This window comes from Streptomyces sp. TG1A-60 (assembly GCF_037201975.1).
In the GTDB taxonomy this organism is placed as follows: Bacteria; Actinomycetota; Actinomycetes; order Streptomycetales; family Streptomycetaceae; genus Streptomyces.
In genome coordinates, this window is the sequence record NZ_CP147520.1 from 5057246 (window position 1) to 5075111 (window position 17866).

A 17866-nucleotide genomic window follows, 5' to 3' on the forward strand; every position below is an offset into this window, starting at 1 on the left:
CCCGGAGTCGCTGTCGGTTTTCGGCCTTGTCCCCGGACGCCGGACGCCGGACGCCGGCGGGCTGGATCATCCGGCCCCCGGACGCGAGCGCCGGACGGGCTGGGTGTCTCGGGAGGGGCTGGAGTCTCCCGGTGCCGGCAGATAAGGCGCCGCCGACGGAAGGCCCAGATCCGAGGGGAGCAGGGAGGCTACCCAGCAGTCGCGGCGGACGCCGTTGTTGTTCAGGGCGGCTCGGAGGGTGCCTTCGAGGATGAAGCCGGTGTGCTCGGCCACGGCTCGGGAGGCGGTGTTGCCCACCTCGGCGCGCCATTCGAGGCGGTCGAGGGCGAGGGTGGTGAAGGACCAGTGGGCGGCGGCGCGGGTGGCCTCGGTGATGTAGCCGTTGCGGCGGTGCTCCTTGGTGGCCCAGAAGCCGATCTCGCCGGTGCCGAGGGACCGCATGGTGATGCCGAGCATGCCCGCCAACTCCCCGGAGGGGAGGAAGAGACCGAAGGTGAACATGGAGGCGTTGGCCCAGCCTTCGGGAACGGCGTGCTCGACGAAACCCTCCGCGTGCTCACGCAGGTACGGAGAGGGGACCGTGGTCCAGCGCTGGATGTCCGGGTCCTGCGCAGCCGCGTACACCGTGTCGGTGTCGTGCCGGTCCACGGTGCGCAGCAGCAGGCGCTCGGTGGTCAGGGTGACGGGTTCCATCGGGCGATTCTGCTCGGCGGAACGGAATGACGCCATCTCATTTGATGCTGTTCTGTGGACGGCTCGGGGGCGCGAGACGCGAGGAGGCGGTCACAATTCGCCCATTTCGTGGACGGAACGTGGCACCATCCGCGACGCCCGCCCGTTGTCCTGGTGGCTGTCACCGCCAGGCCTCCCGGCACAGCGGGGTCCTCGCTTACGATGGCCGTTGCTCAAGCTGTGATGTGAAACTGCCATGTGAAACCGACCGTCCCAGGCCCGACCGGCAAGGAGACAAAACCCCGTGTCCGTCCTCTCGAAGATCATGCGTGCAGGCGAAGGCAAAATCCTGCGCAAGCTGCACCGCATCGCGGACCAGGTCAACTCCATCGAAGAGGACTTCGTCGACCTCTCCGACGCCGCGCTGCGGGCCCTCACCGAGGAGTACAAGCAGCGGTACGCCGACGGTGAGACCCTCGACGACCTGCTCCCCGAGGCGTTCGCCACCGTGCGCGAGGGCGCCAAGCGCGCGCTCGGCCAGCGTCACTACGACGTGCAGATCATGGGCGGCGCCGCCCTCCACCTCGGCTATGTCGCCGAGATGAAGACCGGTGAGGGCAAGACCCTCGTCGGCACGCTGCCCGCGTATCTGAACGCGCTGTCCGGCGAAGGCGTCCACCTGATCACGGTCAACGACTACCTGGCCGAGCGCGACTCCGAGATGATGGGCCGCGTCCACAAGTTCCTGGGTCTGTCCGTCGGCTGCATCCTCGCCAACATGACCCCGGCCCAGCGCCGCGAGCAGTACAGCTGCGACATCACCTACGGTACGAACAACGAGTTCGGCTTCGACTACCTCCGCGACAACATGGCGTGGTCCAAGGACGAGCTCGTCCAGCGCGGCCACAACTTCGCGATCGTCGACGAGGTCGACTCCATCCTCGTCGACGAGGCCCGTACGCCGCTGATCATCTCCGGCCCGGCCGACCAGGCCACCAAGTGGTACGGCGACTTCGCCAAGCTGGTCACGCGCCTGAAGAAGGGCGAGCCCGGCGTCCCCCTCAAGGGCATCGAGGAGACCGGCGACTACGAGGTCGACGAGAAGAAGCGCACGGTCGCCATCCACGAGTCCGGCGTCTCCAAGGTCGAGGACTGGCTGGGCATCGACAACCTCTACGAGTCGGTGAACACCCCTCTGGTGGGCTACCTGAACAACGCCATCAAGGCCAAGGAGCTCTTCAAGAAGGACAAGGACTACGTCGTCATGGACGGCGAAGTCATGATCGTCGACGAGCACACCGGCCGTATCCTCGCCGGCCGCCGCTACAACGAGGGCATGCACCAGGCGATCGAGGCGAAGGAAGGGGTGGACATCAAGGACGAGAACCAGACGCTCGCCACGATCACCCTGCAGAACTTCTTCCGCCTCTACAAGCGCCACGACCACAACGGCAAGGAACGGCCCGGCCTCTGCGGCATGACCGGTACGGCGATGACCGAGGCCGCCGAGTTCCACCAGATCTACAAGCTCGGCGTCGTCCCGATCCCGACCAACCGGCCGATGGTCCGCAAGGACCAGTCCGACTTGATCTACCGCACCGAGGTCGCGAAGTTCGAGGCGGTCGTCGACGACATCGTCGAGAAGCACGAGAAGGGCCAGCCGATCCTCGTCGGTACGACGTCGGTCGAGAAGTCCGAGTACCTGTCCCAGCAGCTGAGCAAGCGCGGCGTCCAGCACGAGGTGCTCAACGCCAAGCAGCACGACCGGGAGGCGACGATCGTCGCCCAGGCCGGCCGCAAGGGAGCCGTGACCGTCGCCACGAACATGGCCGGCCGTGGTACGGACATCAAGCTCGGCGGCAACCCCGACGACCTCGCCGAGGCCGAGCTGCGCCAGCGCGGCCTCGACCCCGAGGAGCACATCGAGGAGTGGGCCCACGCCCTGCCCGAGGCCCTCGCGAAGGCCGAGGAGGCGGTCAAGGCGGAGTTCGAGGAGGTCAAGGACCTCGGCGGGCTCTACGTCCTGGGCACCGAGCGGCACGAGTCCCGCCGTATCGACAACCAGCTGCGCGGTCGTTCCGGCCGTCAGGGCGACCCCGGCGAGTCCCGCTTCTACCTCTCCCTCGGCGACGACCTGATGCGGCTCTTCAAGGCCCAGATGGTCGAGCGCGTGATGTCCATGGCGAACGTGCCGGACGACGTCCCGATCGAGAACAAGATGGTCACCCGCGCGATCGCCTCCGCCCAGTCGCAGGTCGAGCAGCAGAACTTCGAGACCCGGAAGAACGTCCTCAAGTACGACGAGGTCCTCAACCGGCAGCGCGAGGTCATCTACGGCGAGCGGCGCCGCGTCCTGGAGGGCGAGGACCTGCAGGAGCAGATCCAGCACTTCATGGACGACACCATCGACGCGTACATCACCGCCGAGAGCGCCGAGGGCTTCGCCGAGGAGTGGGACCTCGACCGGCTGTGGGGTGCCTTCAAGCAGCTCTACCCGGTGAAGGTCACCGTCGAGGAGCTGGAGGAGGCGGCCGGTGACCGGGCCGGGCTGACCGCCGAGTTCATCGCCGAGTCCATCAAGGACGACATCACCGAGCAGTACGAGGCGCGTGAGGCGCAGCTCGGCTCCGAGATCATGCGTGAGCTGGAGCGCCGGGTCGTCCTGTCGGTCCTCGACCGCAAGTGGCGTGAGCACCTCTACGAGATGGACTACCTGCAGGAGGGCATCGGCCTGCGCGCGATGGCCCAGAAGGACCCGCTGGTCGAGTACCAGCGCGAGGGCTTCGACATGTTCCAGGCCATGATGGAGGGCATCAAGGAGGAGTCCGTCGGCTATCTGTTCAACCTGGAGGTCCAGGTCGAGCAGCAGGTCGAGGAGGTCCCGGTCGAGGACTCCAAGCCGTCCCTGGACAAGGGTGACGCGGTGCCGGCCCAGGCGGGTGCCTCCCGGCCGGAGATCCGGGCGAAGGGCCTGGAGGCTCCGCAGCGCCGCGACCGACTCCACTTCTCCGCGCCGACCGTGGACGGCGATGGCGGCATCGTCGAGGGCGACCTCCCCGAGGACGAGCCCGTCCGCTCCGAGGCCGACGGCCTCACCCGCGCGGAGCGCCGCAAGCAGCAGGGCAAGGCCGGCCGCCGCCGCAAGAAGTGACGCTCGCTCAGCGAGGAGCGAGCGGCTCCGCCGCGCGGTGAGGCCGTGAAGGGCCGGGCACCAAGGGTGCCCGGCCCTTCGTGCGTCGTGGGGTACGGGCGCGTGTGGGCGGCGCGAGTGTGCGGTGGCTCAGTCGTCGTCCGGGTGGGGGAGCCTCGGGCCGCCGAGTTCCACGGCTGTGCAGCGCCAGCGGTGGTCGGGGCCGTGTTCCAGGCGGAAGGCCATGGCGCGGAGCCGGTCGCCCGCGCCGATGCGGGCGAAGACCTCCAGCGCGCCCGGGCCGGCGACGTAGTAGCCGATGTCCCGGACGACGGGGTGGGCGCCGTGGGTGGCACGCAGGGGGCCCTGTTCGGCGAGCCAGGCCAGTTCGTCGTAGGCCCGGCCCGCGGTGTGGCGCAGCATGCTGTGGACCGGGCGGCGGCCGGTCAGCACGGCGAGGAGGAGGTCGGCGAAACGGTCGGTCGGGCGGGGCTGGGGGACCGGCCTGGCGAGGGGCGGGGTGGGGGTGTGGCCGGGTGTCGGGTGGCCCGGGGCGGTGCTGTCAGGGGCCGTACGGGCGGGGGTGGCGCTGTCGGGCGTCGTGCGAGGTGGGGTGGCGCTGTTGGGGCAGGGGCCGCCTCCGGGGGCGGTGCGGGCGGGGGTGCGGCCGGGGCGGCGGGTGTCGTGGCGGACGGGTGGGCGGGTGCCGGGCCTGTGCTTGGTCCTGGTCATGACCTTGTTCATCGGAAATCCCCGTTCGTCGGCGATCGCGCTGGTACCAGTCGGTAACTTGGCGTTGGGGACCTTGTACGAGGCCGGAGGGGGTCGCCGCAAGGACGGGCGGTGTCTGTCGGGGGCCGCGAGATGTTCACCTATCAGGGTGACGGGCAGGGGGGCCGGGGCCGGTGGGGCGGGGGCGGACCGGGTGAGGTGGCGGGCCCGAGGTGGACGCGTCCGCAGGGCTGGGTAGGGGCTCGAAAGGGGACGCCCGCACGTATCCTGAAGGCCTCCGGGTGCTTCGCGAGAACCCCCGAACCTTGGACCGCCAGGGGCCCCTGGACCGGGGCCGGTCCCGGGGCCGGGGCCCCTGGACCCCTCGGGGTTTTCCGGGGACGTTTCGTGAGTCTCCGAGGTCTCTGCCGGGTACGCCTTGTCGGTGTCCCGACGGAGCCCTTGGAGTCCTTCCGCGGAGCCCTTGACAGCGAACACGACTACGAAAGCGGCCTGCCATGCGCGTCTACGTCCCCCTGACCCTTCCCGGGCTCGCCGAGGCGTACAAGACGGGTGAGTTGGGGGAGGGGGCCTTCGTCGCGTACGCCGTCACGCCGGCGCTGCGGGAGTGGTATCTGTCCGACGACATCGAGGAGCTGGAGTACGCCGCGTTGAGCCGGGCGGCGCTCGCGTCCTTGCGGTTGGTGGCAGGGGAACCGGCGGCTGCTCGGCGGCGGGTCGTCGTAGCCGTGGATGTGGCTGACCGGGAGGCGGTCGCCGATCCCCACCGGGGGATCGATCCGGTGGCGCTCGGGGAGGTGCGGGTGGCTGGGCCGGTGTCTTTGGCCAAGGCTGCGGCTGTGCATGTCGACTCGGTGGAGGCCGAGGGGGAGGTGGGGGAGGCCGCGGACGCGTTGGGAGCGGCGGATCAGGGGGATGACGACGCCCAGTTCATCGTGGACGGGGCGGACGACCACGAGCTGCTGTGGTACGCGACGCAGGAGATCCCGAACCTGGTGGGGTTGGAGGGCTGAGCCTCCCCGTCGGCTGGTCTGCGGCTTCCTCCGCTGCGGCTGCGGCTGCGGCTGCGGCTGCGAGTGGGTCTCGTGCGGTTCGGTAGTACGGCACCCGGCGGCTCCGGTCGGGCGGGGCTCGGAGGCGCTCACCGGCGTTCGCCGGGTGCCGCCGCGCCCACCCGTGCCGCCCCAGCGGCACGACTGCCCGCGGCTGTGGCGATGGCGGTCGTTGGGCCACCTGCCATGGCGGTCGTGCGTGGTCGGTTGGCTGGTGGGGCGGGTGGCTGTCGGGGGTGGGGGGTAGGTTTCGGGCATGGGGAAGCACGGCGCCGGGGCGCATATTGTCTGGGACTGGAATGGGACGTTGTTCCATGACAACGAGGCGATCATCGGGGCGACGAACGCGGCGTTCGCGGAGCTGGGGATCGAGCCGATCACGTTGGAGCGGTACAGGCAGCTGTACTGCGTGCCGGTGCCGAAGTTCTATGAGCGGTTGATCGGGCGGCTGCCCACGGACGAGGAGTGGGAGGCCATGGATGTGGTCTTCCACCGGTACTACGCGGAGCACCGCGTCGCGTGCGGGCTGACCGAAGGCGTGCCGTCGCTGCTCACCGACTGGGGCGTGGCCGGGCGCAGTCAGTCGGTCCTCAGCATGTATGTGCATGAGGAACTGGTTCCGCTGGTGCGTGGGTTCGAGATCGAGCCGCACTTCACACGGGTCGACGGGCGGGTCGGGCCGTCCGGGGGCAGCAAGGCCGAGCACATGGTGCGGCATCTGCGCCGGCTCGTGGGTGTGGAGCCGGCGCGTACGGTCGTGATCGGGGACGCGGCCGATGACGCCGTCGCCGCCCTGCATGTGGGGGCGCGGGCCGTGCTCTACACCGGCGGGTCCCACGGCCGGGCCAGTCTGGAGGGGATGGGCGTGCCCGTCGTGGACACCCTGGAGGAGGCCGTCGCCGAGGCCGAGCGGCTGGCCGCGTAGCGGGCGGGGCACCTTCGCCTTCCCGCCCGCCCCGCCCTCCGCCCCTCGCGCCACCGGTGCCTTCGCCGGCCGGGTACGTGGTGACGCGGCCGTGGAGGGTGGCCACGCCGGCGATGAGCAGCGCGCCGTGGCACACGCGCCCACTGCCCTGCCTCGAAGGCGTGGGCCCCGTCGCGTCGACGCCCTCCTCCGCCGAGCAGGCGCATGCGCCAAGCCCCGCTCACCGGCAGTCATCACGCGGAGGCGTGGGCACGGGGCGCGGGACCTCCGGGGATTCCGCCGCGGCGCCGGTCGCCAGCAGGATTTCCGGGGTGCGGCCTGGCCGAGGGGGGCGGGTCCGGGTCTCGCGGATGCACGTATAAGCTCGGTTGCGCGGAGGTAAGCTCAAAAGTGCGCGAGGGGCACTGTGCAGAACGTCAAAATTCACCCCTCGCTTTTGTACACATACGGCTCATGACGGGGCCCCTGTCCGAAGAGATAGCCTTGTGGCGTGATCAGCGCGATAGCTCGCGGGGACGTCGTCGTCTCTGCCCTGCGCCCGGTGAGCACGGACGACATCCGTGTCCGGGCGGCGGTCGCTGGTCCTCGCGGGCGGGAGGGAGCCGCCACGGCTCCCGGGACGCCGGGTACACCCACTGGTCGGGCGCCGTCGAGAGCGGCGTCACACTCCTGGCGGGTACCGAGAATGGCTGATTGCCCCCCGCTCCTCTCACCTCGCGACATAGCGTCGAAGCAGACCGGACACTCCGTGTCGTGGCGGCGCGTCGGAGGGGACGAGACCGTATTTCCTTCTACGTCACGCAACGGCGCGCGACAGGAGCCAGAGGACAATGCAGACCAAGCTGGACGAAGCCAAGGCCGAGCTGCTCGAACGGGCCGCCCGGGTAGCTGAGAACAGCCCGGTCGGGGGGTACCTACCGACTGGGACGACGAGCGAGAGTACGTCCGGCGCCCCGGACCACGACACGGTGCTCGCGTTCCTCCAGCGCTACTACCTGCACACCGCCCCGGAGGACCTCGGCGGCCGTGACCCGGTCGACGTCTTCGGAGCCGCCTTCTCCCACTACCGGCTGGCCGAGAACCGCCCGCAGGGAACGGCCAACGTGCGGGTCCACACCCCGACCGTCGAGGAGAACGGCTGGACGTGCAGCCACTCCGTCGTCGAGGTCGTCACCGACGACATGCCCTTCCTCGTCGACTCCGTGACCAATGAGCTGTCACGGCAGGGGCGCGGCATCCATGTCGTCATCCACCCACAGGTCGTCGTGCGACGCGACGTCACCGGCAAGCTGGTCGAGCTGGTCACGGAACCGGTCGCCGTCGCCGCGGCGTCCGCCGCCGTGGCCGCCGGTGAGACGCTGCCGCACGACGCGCACATCGAGTCCTGGATCCACGTCGAGATCGACCGCGAGACCGACCGGGCGGACCTGAAGCAGATCAACAACGATCTGCTGCGCGTCCTGTCCGACGTCCGCGAGGCCGTCGAGGACTGGGAGAAGATGCGGGACGCGGCGATCCGTATCGCCGACCGGCTGCCCGGCGAGCACACCGCCGACGATCTGCGCGACCAGGAGGTGGAGGAGGCCCGCGAGCTGCTGCGCTGGCTCGCCGACGACCACTTCACCTTCCTCGGATACCGCGAGTACGAGCTGCGCGAGGACGACTCGCTAGCCGCCGTCGCCGGCACGGGACTCGGCATCCTGCGCGCCGACCCCCAGCACGGCGGGCACGACCAGCACCCCGTCAGCTCCTCCTTCGAGCGGCTGCCCGCCGACGCCCGCGCCAAGGCCCGTGAGCACAAGCTGCTCATCCTGACGAAGGCCAACAGCCGGGCCACCGTCCACCGGCCGTCCTACCTCGACTACGTGGGCGTGAAGAAGTTCGACGCCGACGGGAACGTGGTCGGTGAGCGGCGGTTCCTCGGACTGTTCTCCTCGGCCGCCTACACCGAGTCCGTGCGCCGGGTGCCCGTCGTCCGTCGCAAGGTCGACGAGGTCCTGCGGGGCGCCGGGTTCTCGCCCAACAGCCACGACGGACGTGACCTGCTCCAGATCCTGGAGACCTACCCGCGCGACGAACTGTTCCAGACGTCGGCCGACGAACTGCGCTCCATCGTCACCTCCGTGCTCTACCTGCAGGAGCGCCGGCGGCTGCGGCTCTACCTCCGCCAGGACGAGTACGGCCGCTACTACTCCGCGCTGGTGTACCTGCCGCGCGACCGCTACACCACCGGCGTACGCCTGAGGATCATCGACATCCTGAAGGAGGAACTGGGCGGCATCAGCGTCGACTTCACCGCCTGGAACACCGAGTCGATCCTCTCCCGCCTGCACTTCGTGGTCCGCCTCCAGCCGGGTACCGAACTGCCGCACCTCAGCGACGCCGACAAGGAGCGGATCGAGGCGAAGCTCGTCGAGGCCGCCCGGTCCTGGGCCGACGGGTTCGCCGAGGCGCTCAACGCCGAGGTCGGCGAGGAGCGGGCCGCCGAACTGCTGCGCCGGTACGGCAACGGCATCCCCGAGGGGTACAAGGCCGACCACAACCCCCGCTCGGCCGTCGCGGACATCGTCCGCCTCGAAGAGCTCGAACAGGACGAGGACTTCGAGCTCAGCCTGTACGAGCCGGTGGGCGCCGCACCCGACGAGCGCCGGTTCAAGATCTACCGCAAGGGCGGCTCCGTCTCGCTCTCCGCCGTGCTGCCCGTCCTCAGCCGCATCGGCGTCGAGGTCATCGACGAGCGGCCGTACGAGCTGCGCTGCTCGGACCGGACGACCGCGTGGATCTACGACTTCGGGCTGCGGATGCCGAGGCCCCGGGGCGGCAGTGTGGACCACGCCGGGGACGACGCCCGGGAGCGCGTGCAGGAGGCCTTCGCCGCCACCTGGACCGGGCAGGCCGAGAACGACGGGTTCAACGCGCTCGTGCTGAGCGCGGGGCTCACCTGGCGGCAGGCCATGGTGCTGCGGGCGTACGCCAAGTACCTGCGGCAGGCGGGGTCCACCTTCAGCCAGGACTACATGGAGGACACCCTCCGCAACAACGTGCACACCACCCGGTTGCTCGTGTCGCTGTTCGAGGCACGCATGTCGCCCGACCGGCAGCGCGCGGGCCGGGAGATCGTCGACGCGCTGCTCGAAGAGGTCGACGCCGCGCTCGACCAGGTGGCGAGCCTCGACGAGGACCGGATTCTGCGGTCCTTCCTCACCGTCATCAAGGCGACCCTGCGCACGAACTTCTTCCAGGCGGCGACCGGCGGCAAGCCGCACGACTACGTCTCCATGAAGTTCGACCCGCAGGCCATCCCCGATCTGCCGGCGCCGCGTCCGGCGTACGAGATCTGGGTGTACTCGCCGCGTGTGGAGGGCGTGCACCTGCGGTTCGGGAAGGTCGCCCGAGGCGGGCTGCGCTGGTCGGACCGGCGGGAGGACTTCCGGACCGAGATCCTGGGCCTGGTCAAGGCGCAGATGGTCAAGAACACCGTCATCGTGCCCGTCGGCGCCAAGGGCGGCTTCGTCGCCAAGCAGCTGCCGGACCCGTCCGCCGACCGTGACGCCTGGCTGGCCGAGGGCATCCGGAGCTACAAGACCTTCATCTCCGCGCTCCTCGACATCACCGACAACATGGTCGCGGGCGAGGTCGTGCCCCCCTCGGACGTCGTTCGGCACGACGAGGACGACACCTACCTCGTCGTCGCCGCCGACAAGGGCACCGCGACCTTCTCCGACATCGCCAACGAGGTCGCCGAGAGCTACGACTTCTGGCTCGGGGACGCCTTCGCCTCCGGCGGCAGCGCCGGCTACGACCACAAGGGCATGGGCATCACCGCCCGCGGCGCCTGGGAGTCGGTGAAGCGGCACTTCCGGGAGCTGGGGGTGAACACGCAGGCCGAGGACTTCACGGTCGTCGGCATCGGCGACATGTCCGGTGACGTGTTCGGCAACGGCATGCTGCTCAGCGAGCACATCCGGCTGGTCGCCGCCTTCGACCACCGGCACATCTTCATCGACCCCCACCCGGACGCGGCCACCTCGTACGCCGAGCGCCGCCGCGTCTTCGAGCTGGCCCGTTCCAGCTGGGCCGACTACGACACGCGGCTCATCTCCACCGGCGGCGGCGTCTTCCCGCGGACCGCCAAGGCGATCCCGCTCAACGGCCACATCCGGGACGCCCTCGGCATCGAGGACAAGATCTCCAAGATGACCCCGGCCGACCTGATGAAGGCGATCCTCAAGGCGCCGGTCGACCTGCTGTGGAACGGCGGCATCGGGACGTACGTCAAGGCATCCGGAGAGTCCCACGCCGATGTCGGCGACAAGGCCAACGACGCCATCCGGGTCGACGGCGGGGATCTGCGGGTCCAGGTCGTCGGCGAGGGCGGCAACCTCGGGCTGACCCAGCTCGGCCGGATCGAGTTCGCGCAGAACGGCGGACGCGTCAACACCGACGCCATCGACAACAGCGCCGGCGTGGACACCTCCGACCACGAGGTGAACATCAAGATCCTGCTCAACGCCCTGGTCACCGAGGGCGACATGACGGTCAAGCAGCGCAACAAGCTGCTCGCCGAGATGACCGAGGAGGTCGGCCACCTGGTCCTGCGCAACAACTACGCGCAGAACACCGCGATCGCCAACGCCCTCGCCCAGTCCAAGGACATGCTCCACGCCCAGCAGCGCTTCATGCGCCACCTGGTCAGGGAGGGCCACCTCAACCGGGCGCTCGAATTCCTGCCCACCGACCGGCAGATCCGCGAGCGGCTCAGCACCGGGCAGGGGCTCACCGGCCCCGAGACGGCCGTCCTCCTCGCCTACACGAAGATCACGGTCGCCGAGGAGCTGCTGCACACCTCTCTGCCGGACGACCCGTACCTGCGCAAGCTGCTGCACGCGTACTTCCCGACCGCGCTGCGCGAGCAGTTCCCGCAACACGTCGACAGCCACCCGCTGAGCCGTGAGATCGTCACGACGCTGCTGGTCAACGACACGGTCAACACGGGCGGCACGAGCTTTTTGCACCGGCTGCGGGAGGAGACCGGGGCCTCGCTGGAGGAGATCGTCCGGGCGCAGACCGCCTCCCGCGCGATCTTCGGCTCGGGTGCGGTGTGGGACGGCGTCGAGAGCCTGGACAACACGGTCGACGCGGCCGTCCAGACCCGGATCCGGCTGCACTCCCGCCGCCTCGTCGAGCGCGGGACGCGCTGGCTGCTCAACAACCGGCCGCAGCCCCTGGAACTCAGCGGAACCATCGCCTTCTTCAAGGAGGGCGTGCACCTGGTCTGGGGCGAGCTGCCCAAGCTGCTGCGCGGCGCGGACCTGGAGTGGTACCAGAAGATCTACGACGAGCTGACCGGCGCCGGGGTCTTGGAGGAGCTGGCCACGCGCGTCGCGGGCTTCTCCTCGGCCTTCCCGACGCTCGACATCGTCGCCGTCGCCGACCGGGTCGGCCGGACCCCGATGGAGGTCGCCGAGGTGTACTACGACCTCGCCGACCGGCTGCGCATCACCCAGCTCATGGACCGCATCATCGAGCTGCCGCGCGCCGACCGCTGGCAGTCCATGGCCCGCGCGGCGATCCGCGAGGACCTGTACGCGGCCCACGCCTCCCTCACCGCCGAGGTCCTGTCCGCCGGCAACGGCACCTCGACGCCCGAGCAGCGCTTCAAGGTGTGGGAGCAGAGGAACGCGGCGCTGCTGGGCCGTGCGCGCACGACCCTGGAGGAGATCCAGAGCTCCGACGCGTTCGACCTGGCCAACCTGTCGGTGGCGATGCGGACGATGCGAACGCTGCTGCGCAGCCACTCGTAGGGCGACGCGTAGCGAGCACGTCAGGGGGCGCCCCCGGGTTCATCGGAACCCGGGGGCGCCCCCTGACGTCGCGTTCGTGTCGTCAGCGCTCGATCTCGCAGCAGTCAGGGCCCGTCCGCGGCGAGCAGCGGGTTGGCCGGCTTGACGTCGCGGTGGATCACCCGGCGGTGTGCACGGTGTCCGGCGCGTACGCGGCGCAGGTCAGCCGTTGGAGGACGGTGCGGGCGGGGAGCGGGCCGCGGGTCTCCAGGGACTGGTCGAGGGGATGCCCGGCACGTGGTGGGTGGCGAGCCAGGGGCGCTTGGCCCCGGCGTCGTGGTCGACGATCGCCACCAGGTGATGGCCGGAGACGCGACGCCCGGCCGCCACCTCGCGCGCGAAGCGCTCACGGAAGGCGGGGCTGTCGGCGTACTCCGGACGGACCAGCTTCAGCGCGACCACCTGGCCGCCCCCGGCTGCGCGGGAGACGGACGGTCCCATGCCGCGCCGCCCTCCCCGATCCGGGCGTACGGCGGATACCCGGCCGTCTCCCGCGGATCCGCCACCCGCAGCGGCTCAGGTACCACCCCGCGCGTCGACCGCCCCCTCTGCTCCCGAGGGTCCCCGGAGCGTATCGCGGCACGGACCACCCGGCGGCGGATGAGGCAACCCGTACACCTCCGTTGACCTCTACCCAAGTGGCCCCCAAGCGCACCACCGTCTATAGAGGGTAGAAGAAGTAGCGAACAGGATGAACAGAGTGAACGGGAGAAATGGGTGAACGCGGACGTGGACCAGTCACCCGCCGTATCCGTCGTCGTGATCGTCTACAACGACGAGGCCAGGCTGCCCACGGCCGTGCGTTCGGTGCTGGAGCAGACGCTGCGGAGCGTCGAGGTCGTCATCGTCGACGACCACAGCACGGACGGCTCGCATGAGGTGGCCGTCCGCCTCGCCGCCGAGCACCCGGGCCGCGTACGGGCGTACCGGCTCCCCGAGAACAGCGGCGGCTGCGGCGCGCCCCGCAACCACGGCATCCGCGAGGCCCGCGGCGCGTACGTCCTCTTCCTCGACAGCGACGACGTGCTGGAGCGCAACGCCTGCCGGAACATGCTGGAGGCCGCCGAGACCACCGGCGCCGACCTCGTCTCCGGCCTCTGCGTCCGCGTCCACCTGGACACCCGGACGCGCAAGGAGGTCAAGTGGTACCCGTGGCTCTACGCCCGCACCCGCAGCCTCGACTCGATCTCCGAGCTGCCCGACCTGCTGGTCTACGACACCCTGTCGACCAACAAGTGCTACCGCCGGGACTTCCTGGTCGAGGGCGGCCTGGAGTTTCCCGTCGGCATCCACTACGAGGACCTCTTCTTCTCCGCCCAGGCGTACGCCGCCGCCCGCCGCATCACACTGATCCCCAACCGCGTCTACGACTGGAACGTGGTCGAGGGGGCCGGAGCCAGGTCGATCAGCAACCGGCGGGCCGAGATCGCCAACTTCGCGCACCGTATGGAGATCCACCGCCGGGTCGACCGGCTCCTCGCCGAGAAGGGCCTGCGGGAGCTGAAGTTCCACAAGGACGTCAAGTTCCTCAAACACGACCTGGTGCTGCATCTGCGGGACCTGCCCTTCCGGGACGCCGCCTACCGGCGGGAGTTCGCCGAGTTGGCCCGCGCCTATCTGGCGTCGATCGACCCGGCCGCGTACGGCCAGGTCGAGCCGGTCCACGCGGTCTGCGCGTATCTGCTGCGCGAGAGCGACTGGGACAACCTGCTGCCCGCCGTGGACACCCTCATCAACCGGGACAAGGTCTCCGCGCCGCTCGTCGAGCGTGACGGGCGGATCTACTGGTGCGCCGAGCATCTGGACGCCCCCGGTGAGGAGGGGGAGCTCGCGCGCCGGATCCTGGACGTCACCGAACTCGGCTACCACGTCCGCCCGGTCAGGAAGCTGTTCCTGCGCGACGAGCTGACGGAGTACCGGGAGCTGGGCGGCGGCGGGGGCGGCATCCGCCTGGCCGGACGCGTCACCAACCCCCTCGGCGTCATCCCGCCCGGCGCCCGCCTCACCGCCGAGCTGGAGTTCTACGCCCGCCGCCCCGGCGTGCGCCTGCAGACCTTCCGTGTCCCGGTGCCGACCGTGCGGCACGAGGGCCCGTACGTCACCTGGCAGGCGACGGTGGACGTCTCCAGAACCCTCCGCCCGCTCGGCATCGTGGACGCCGTCTGGGACGTACGCCTCCACCTCGGCGTCGACGGCGAGCGCACCACCAGCCGTCTCACGGCCGCCGAACCGGGCCTGGCCACCGGCGCGCTGCCGGTCCGCCCTCGCCTCACCCGGCTGGTCGCCGACCGCGTCGAGCCGCAGATCTCCGTCCGGGGCCACCTCGCCTTCCGCCTCGTCCCCGACAAGAAGGCCACCCTCCTCGTCACGCGCGGCCTCCAGGGCAGCCCCGGCCGGCTCGCCAAGGCGGGCTACCGCAAGGCGAAGGCGCTGCGCAAGAAGGCCACCTCCGGAGAGACCAAGCTCCGTCTCTATCACGAGGTGTTCCAGCGCATGCCGGTGCGGCGGCGCCTGGTGGTGTTCGAGAGTCACCTCGGCCGGCAGTACAGCGACAGTCCCCGGGCGATCTACGAGGAGATGCGCCGCCAGGGCCTCGACTTCGAGGCGGTGTGGTCGTACACGGGCCGCCCCCAGGACTTCCCCGCCGACGCGACCCTCGTGCGCCGCTGGTCCCTGCCCTATCTGCGGGCGCTGGCCCGCGCCGAGTTCTGGATCGACAACCAGAGCTATCCGCTGAAGCTGACCAAGCGCCCCGGCACGACCTACCTCCAGACCTGGCACGGCTCGGCGCTCAAGCGCATGGGCTTCGACGAACCCGGCTGGAAGCTCAAGACCCGGGCCGGGCAGGCCGAACAGCAGCGCACCCTCGACCGCTTCGACCACTTCCTGATCCGCTCCGAGCACGACGTCCGCACGCTGGCGAAAGCCTTCCGGCTGCGGGAGAAGGTGCTGCTGCGCGTGGGATACCCGCGCAACGACGCACTCGTGCGGGCCCGGGGAGCGGTCGAGCGCCCGCCACTGGCAGCGGAGTTGGGTATCCCGCCGGACAAGAAGGTGCTGCTGTACGCCCCCACGTTCCGGCAGCTGGGGCGGCGGCGCTTCACCCTCCCCTTCGACGTGGAACGCTTCGCCGAGACGTTCGGCGAGGAGTACGTCCTCCTCGTCCGCGCCCACTACCTCAATCACGTCGTCCTCCCGCCCTCGGTCCGGGGCCGGGTCGTCGACGTGTCGGCACACCACGACGTGACCCCCCTGCTCGCCCTCGCCGACGCCCTGATCACGGACTACTCGTCGGTGATGTTCGACTACGCGCTGCTGGACCGCCCCATGCTCTTCCTCACGTACGACTACGAGGAGTACGTGCACGAGGGCCGGGGCACCTATGTCGACCTCCTCGAACGGGCGCCGGGCCCGGTCGTCCGCACGGAGGACGAGCTGCACGCCGTGCTGACGGCCTCGTCGCTTCAGGAGCAGTCGGTCAAGTACGCGGCGGCGCGGGAGCGGTTCGTGGCCGACTTCGGCGAGTACGACAAGGGCACGGCCGCACGGCGCGTCGTCGACGAGTTCTTCTCCGAGTGGAGGCACGAGTGACCGGGCGGGACGTCTTCCTGGTGTCCAACAGCGTGGACGAGACGGGCGGCGTGACCAACTGGTCCCACCACCTGGCCCGCCTCCTCACCGGGCGCGGCCACCGCGTCCACGTCATCGGCGTCACCACGCCCGAGGCCCCGCACGACCTCGGCGAACTCCCTTACCCGACCACCAGGTTGTACGACGGTCAGCCGCCGGGCCCCGGCCGGGCGCGGGACGCGAGCATGCGGGACAGGGCGGCCGTGCTGACCGGCCTCTTCCGGGCCGCGCGCCCCGGCGGGGTCGTCATCGTGACCCAGGTGTGGGCGATGGAGTGGGTGAAGCTCGCCGACACCACCGGTCTGACCGTCATCGGGATGAGCCACGAGTCGTTCGAGACCTCGCGGCGCTCCTCGCGCTTCCGGCGGGTGCTCAGGCACTACCGGGATGTCGACCGCATGCTCGTTCTCACACGCGAGGACGCCGACCTGTGGATCGGCGCGGGGCTCGACAACGTCTCGTACCTGCCCAACGCCGTGCCGTGGATGCCCGGGGTTCCCTCCCCGCGCACCGGGAAGGCCGTCGTCAGCATCGGCCGGCTCAGTGACGAGAAGGGCATCGACATGCTCCTCGACACCTGGGCCGAGGTGGCCCCCCGCCATCCCGACTGGACCCTCCGCGTCTACGGCTCCGGCGAGGACGAGGAACTCCTCAGGAAGCAGTGCACGGCACTGGGCCTCGACGCCTCGGTGGCCTGGATGGGCCGTACGCACGACGTACCGGGTGCCCTGCGCGGCGGCTCGGTCTTCGTCCTGTCCTCCAGGGGCGAAGGCTTCCCCCTCGCCCTGATGGAGGCCATGGCCATGGGCGTTCCCTGCGTCGCCTTCGACTGCGCGCCGGGTGTCCACGAGATCGTGCGGGACGGCGAGGACGGCCTGCTCGTGGCTCCCGGCAACACCGGCGAACTCGCCCGCAGGCTGGACCTGCTGATGACCGACAAGAGCTTGCGGGACCGGATGGGCGACATGGCGAGGGAGAACGTCCGGCGGTACGGGACGGACGAGATCGTGGACAGGTGGGAGGCGTTGTTCGACTTCCTGGAGAGGTAGCGTCCCCCGCTGTCGGGGCTACTTCTTCCCGCCGGTGAACCTCTCGTACTCCTTCAGTACCTCGTCCGTAGGCCCGTCCAGGCGAAGCTCCCCCGCTCAAGCCACAGCACCCGGTCGCACGTGTCCCGGATCGACTTGTTGTTGTGGCTGACGAGGAACACCGTGCCGGCGTGCCCGCGCAGCTCACGGATCCGCGCCTCGGACCGCTTCTGGAAGGACCGGTCGCCGGTCGCCAGGGCCTCGTCGATCAGCAGTACGTCGTGGTCCTTGGCGGCGGCGATGGAGAACCGGAGCCGCGCCGCCATGCCGGAGGAGTACGTGCGCATCGGCAGCGTGATGAAGTCGCCCTTCTCGTTGATGCCGGAGAAGTCGACGATCTCCTGGTACCGCTCCTTGACCTGCTCCCGGGACATCCCCATGGCGAGCCCGCCGAGGTGGACGTTGCGTTCACCGGTGAGGTCGTTCATCAGGGCCGCGTTGACGCCGAGGAGCGAAGGCTGGCCGTCGGTGTAGATACGGCCGTTCTCCACGGGGAGGAGCCCGGCGACGGCCTTGAGGAGGGTCGACTTGCCGGACCCGTTGGTGCCGATGAGGCCGATCGCCTCGCCCCGGTACGCGGTGAAGGACACGTTCCGCACGGCGTGCACCTTGCGGACACCGGCCGCCTTCTCGCTCTTCTCGCGCCGGAGTACGCGGTTCAGCGCGGCCGTGGCGGAGCCGCGCCCGGCCCCCGTGCCGTTGACGCGGTAGACGATGTCGACGCCGTCGACGACGACGGTGGGGACGGGTTCGGGGGCGCTGCCCGAGGTCTCGCGCCGCTCGCCAGGGGTGAT

At 70.2% G+C, this 17866-nt stretch carries 9 protein-coding genes and 1 pseudogene; 6 read left to right on the plus strand and 4 right to left on the minus strand.

The window, feature by feature from the left end:
- Positions 1–66: 66 nt before the first annotated feature.
- On the minus strand, positions 67–693 hold the full coding sequence (locus tag WBG99_RS21990; protein ID WP_338897949.1) for a GNAT family N-acetyltransferase: 627 nt from the start codon (positions 691–693) through the stop codon (positions 67–69).
- Between the two features lie 283 nt (positions 694–976).
- Here WBG99_RS21990 and secA point away from each other — a divergent pair, with 283 nt between their 5' ends.
- A complete protein-coding gene (secA, locus tag WBG99_RS21995) occupies positions 977–3823 on the plus strand; it encodes a preprotein translocase subunit SecA (RefSeq protein WP_338897950.1) in 2847 nt (948 codons plus the stop codon).
- Between the two features lie 129 nt (positions 3824–3952).
- Here secA and WBG99_RS22000 read toward each other — a convergent pair whose 3' ends face one another.
- Entirely contained in the window at positions 3953–4546 is a 594-nt protein-coding gene (locus WBG99_RS22000; RefSeq protein ID WP_338897951.1) for an Rv3235 family protein, read from the minus strand.
- Between the two features lie 485 nt (positions 4547–5031).
- Between WBG99_RS22000 and WBG99_RS22005 the strand changes: the two genes are divergently transcribed.
- The 3 genes from WBG99_RS22005 to WBG99_RS22015 all read left to right on the plus strand — a co-directional run bounded on the left by WBG99_RS22005 (position 5032) and on the right by WBG99_RS22015 (position 12315).
- Positions 5032–5547 (plus strand): hypothetical protein, encoded by a 516-nt coding sequence (locus WBG99_RS22005; RefSeq protein ID WP_338897953.1) that lies wholly within the window; start codon positions 5032–5034, stop codon positions 5545–5547.
- A gap of 295 nt (positions 5548–5842) precedes the next feature.
- Complete coding sequence (locus tag WBG99_RS22010) at positions 5843–6511, plus strand: HAD hydrolase-like protein (RefSeq protein WP_338897954.1); 669 nt, start codon at positions 5843–5845, stop codon at positions 6509–6511.
- 830 nt (positions 6512–7341) lie between these two features.
- Positions 7342–12315 carry an NAD-glutamate dehydrogenase gene (locus tag WBG99_RS22015; protein ID WP_338897955.1) on the plus strand — a complete coding sequence of 1658 codons (4974 nt, stop codon included), beginning with the start codon at positions 7342–7344 and terminating at the stop codon, positions 12313–12315.
- Positions 12316–12516: 201 nt separating this feature from the next.
- On the opposite strand, the gene WBG99_RS22020 is transcribed toward WBG99_RS22015, so the two are convergent.
- Positions 12517–12795: a hypothetical protein gene (locus WBG99_RS22020; RefSeq protein ID WP_338897956.1), complete on the minus strand. Its 279-nt coding sequence runs from the start codon at positions 12793–12795 to the stop codon at positions 12517–12519.
- Positions 12796–13071: 276 nt separating this feature from the next.
- On the opposite strand from WBG99_RS22020, the gene WBG99_RS22025 reads away from it, so the two are divergent.
- Both WBG99_RS22025 and WBG99_RS22030 read left to right on the plus strand, forming a co-directional pair.
- Entirely contained in the window at positions 13072–15945 is a 2874-nt protein-coding gene (locus WBG99_RS22025) for a bifunctional glycosyltransferase family 2 protein/CDP-glycerol:glycerophosphate glycerophosphotransferase (protein ID WP_338897957.1), read from the plus strand.
- Positions 15942–17033, plus strand: coding sequence for a glycosyltransferase (locus WBG99_RS22030; RefSeq protein WP_338897958.1), 1092 nt, complete (start codon positions 15942–15944; stop codon positions 17031–17033). The genes WBG99_RS22025 and WBG99_RS22030 overlap by 4 nt, the downstream gene beginning before the upstream one ends.
- Positions 17034–17051: 18 nt before the next feature.
- Here the strand turns inward: WBG99_RS22030 and WBG99_RS22035 are convergent.
- A pseudogene (locus tag WBG99_RS22035) lies at positions 17052–17866 on the minus strand (ABC transporter ATP-binding protein).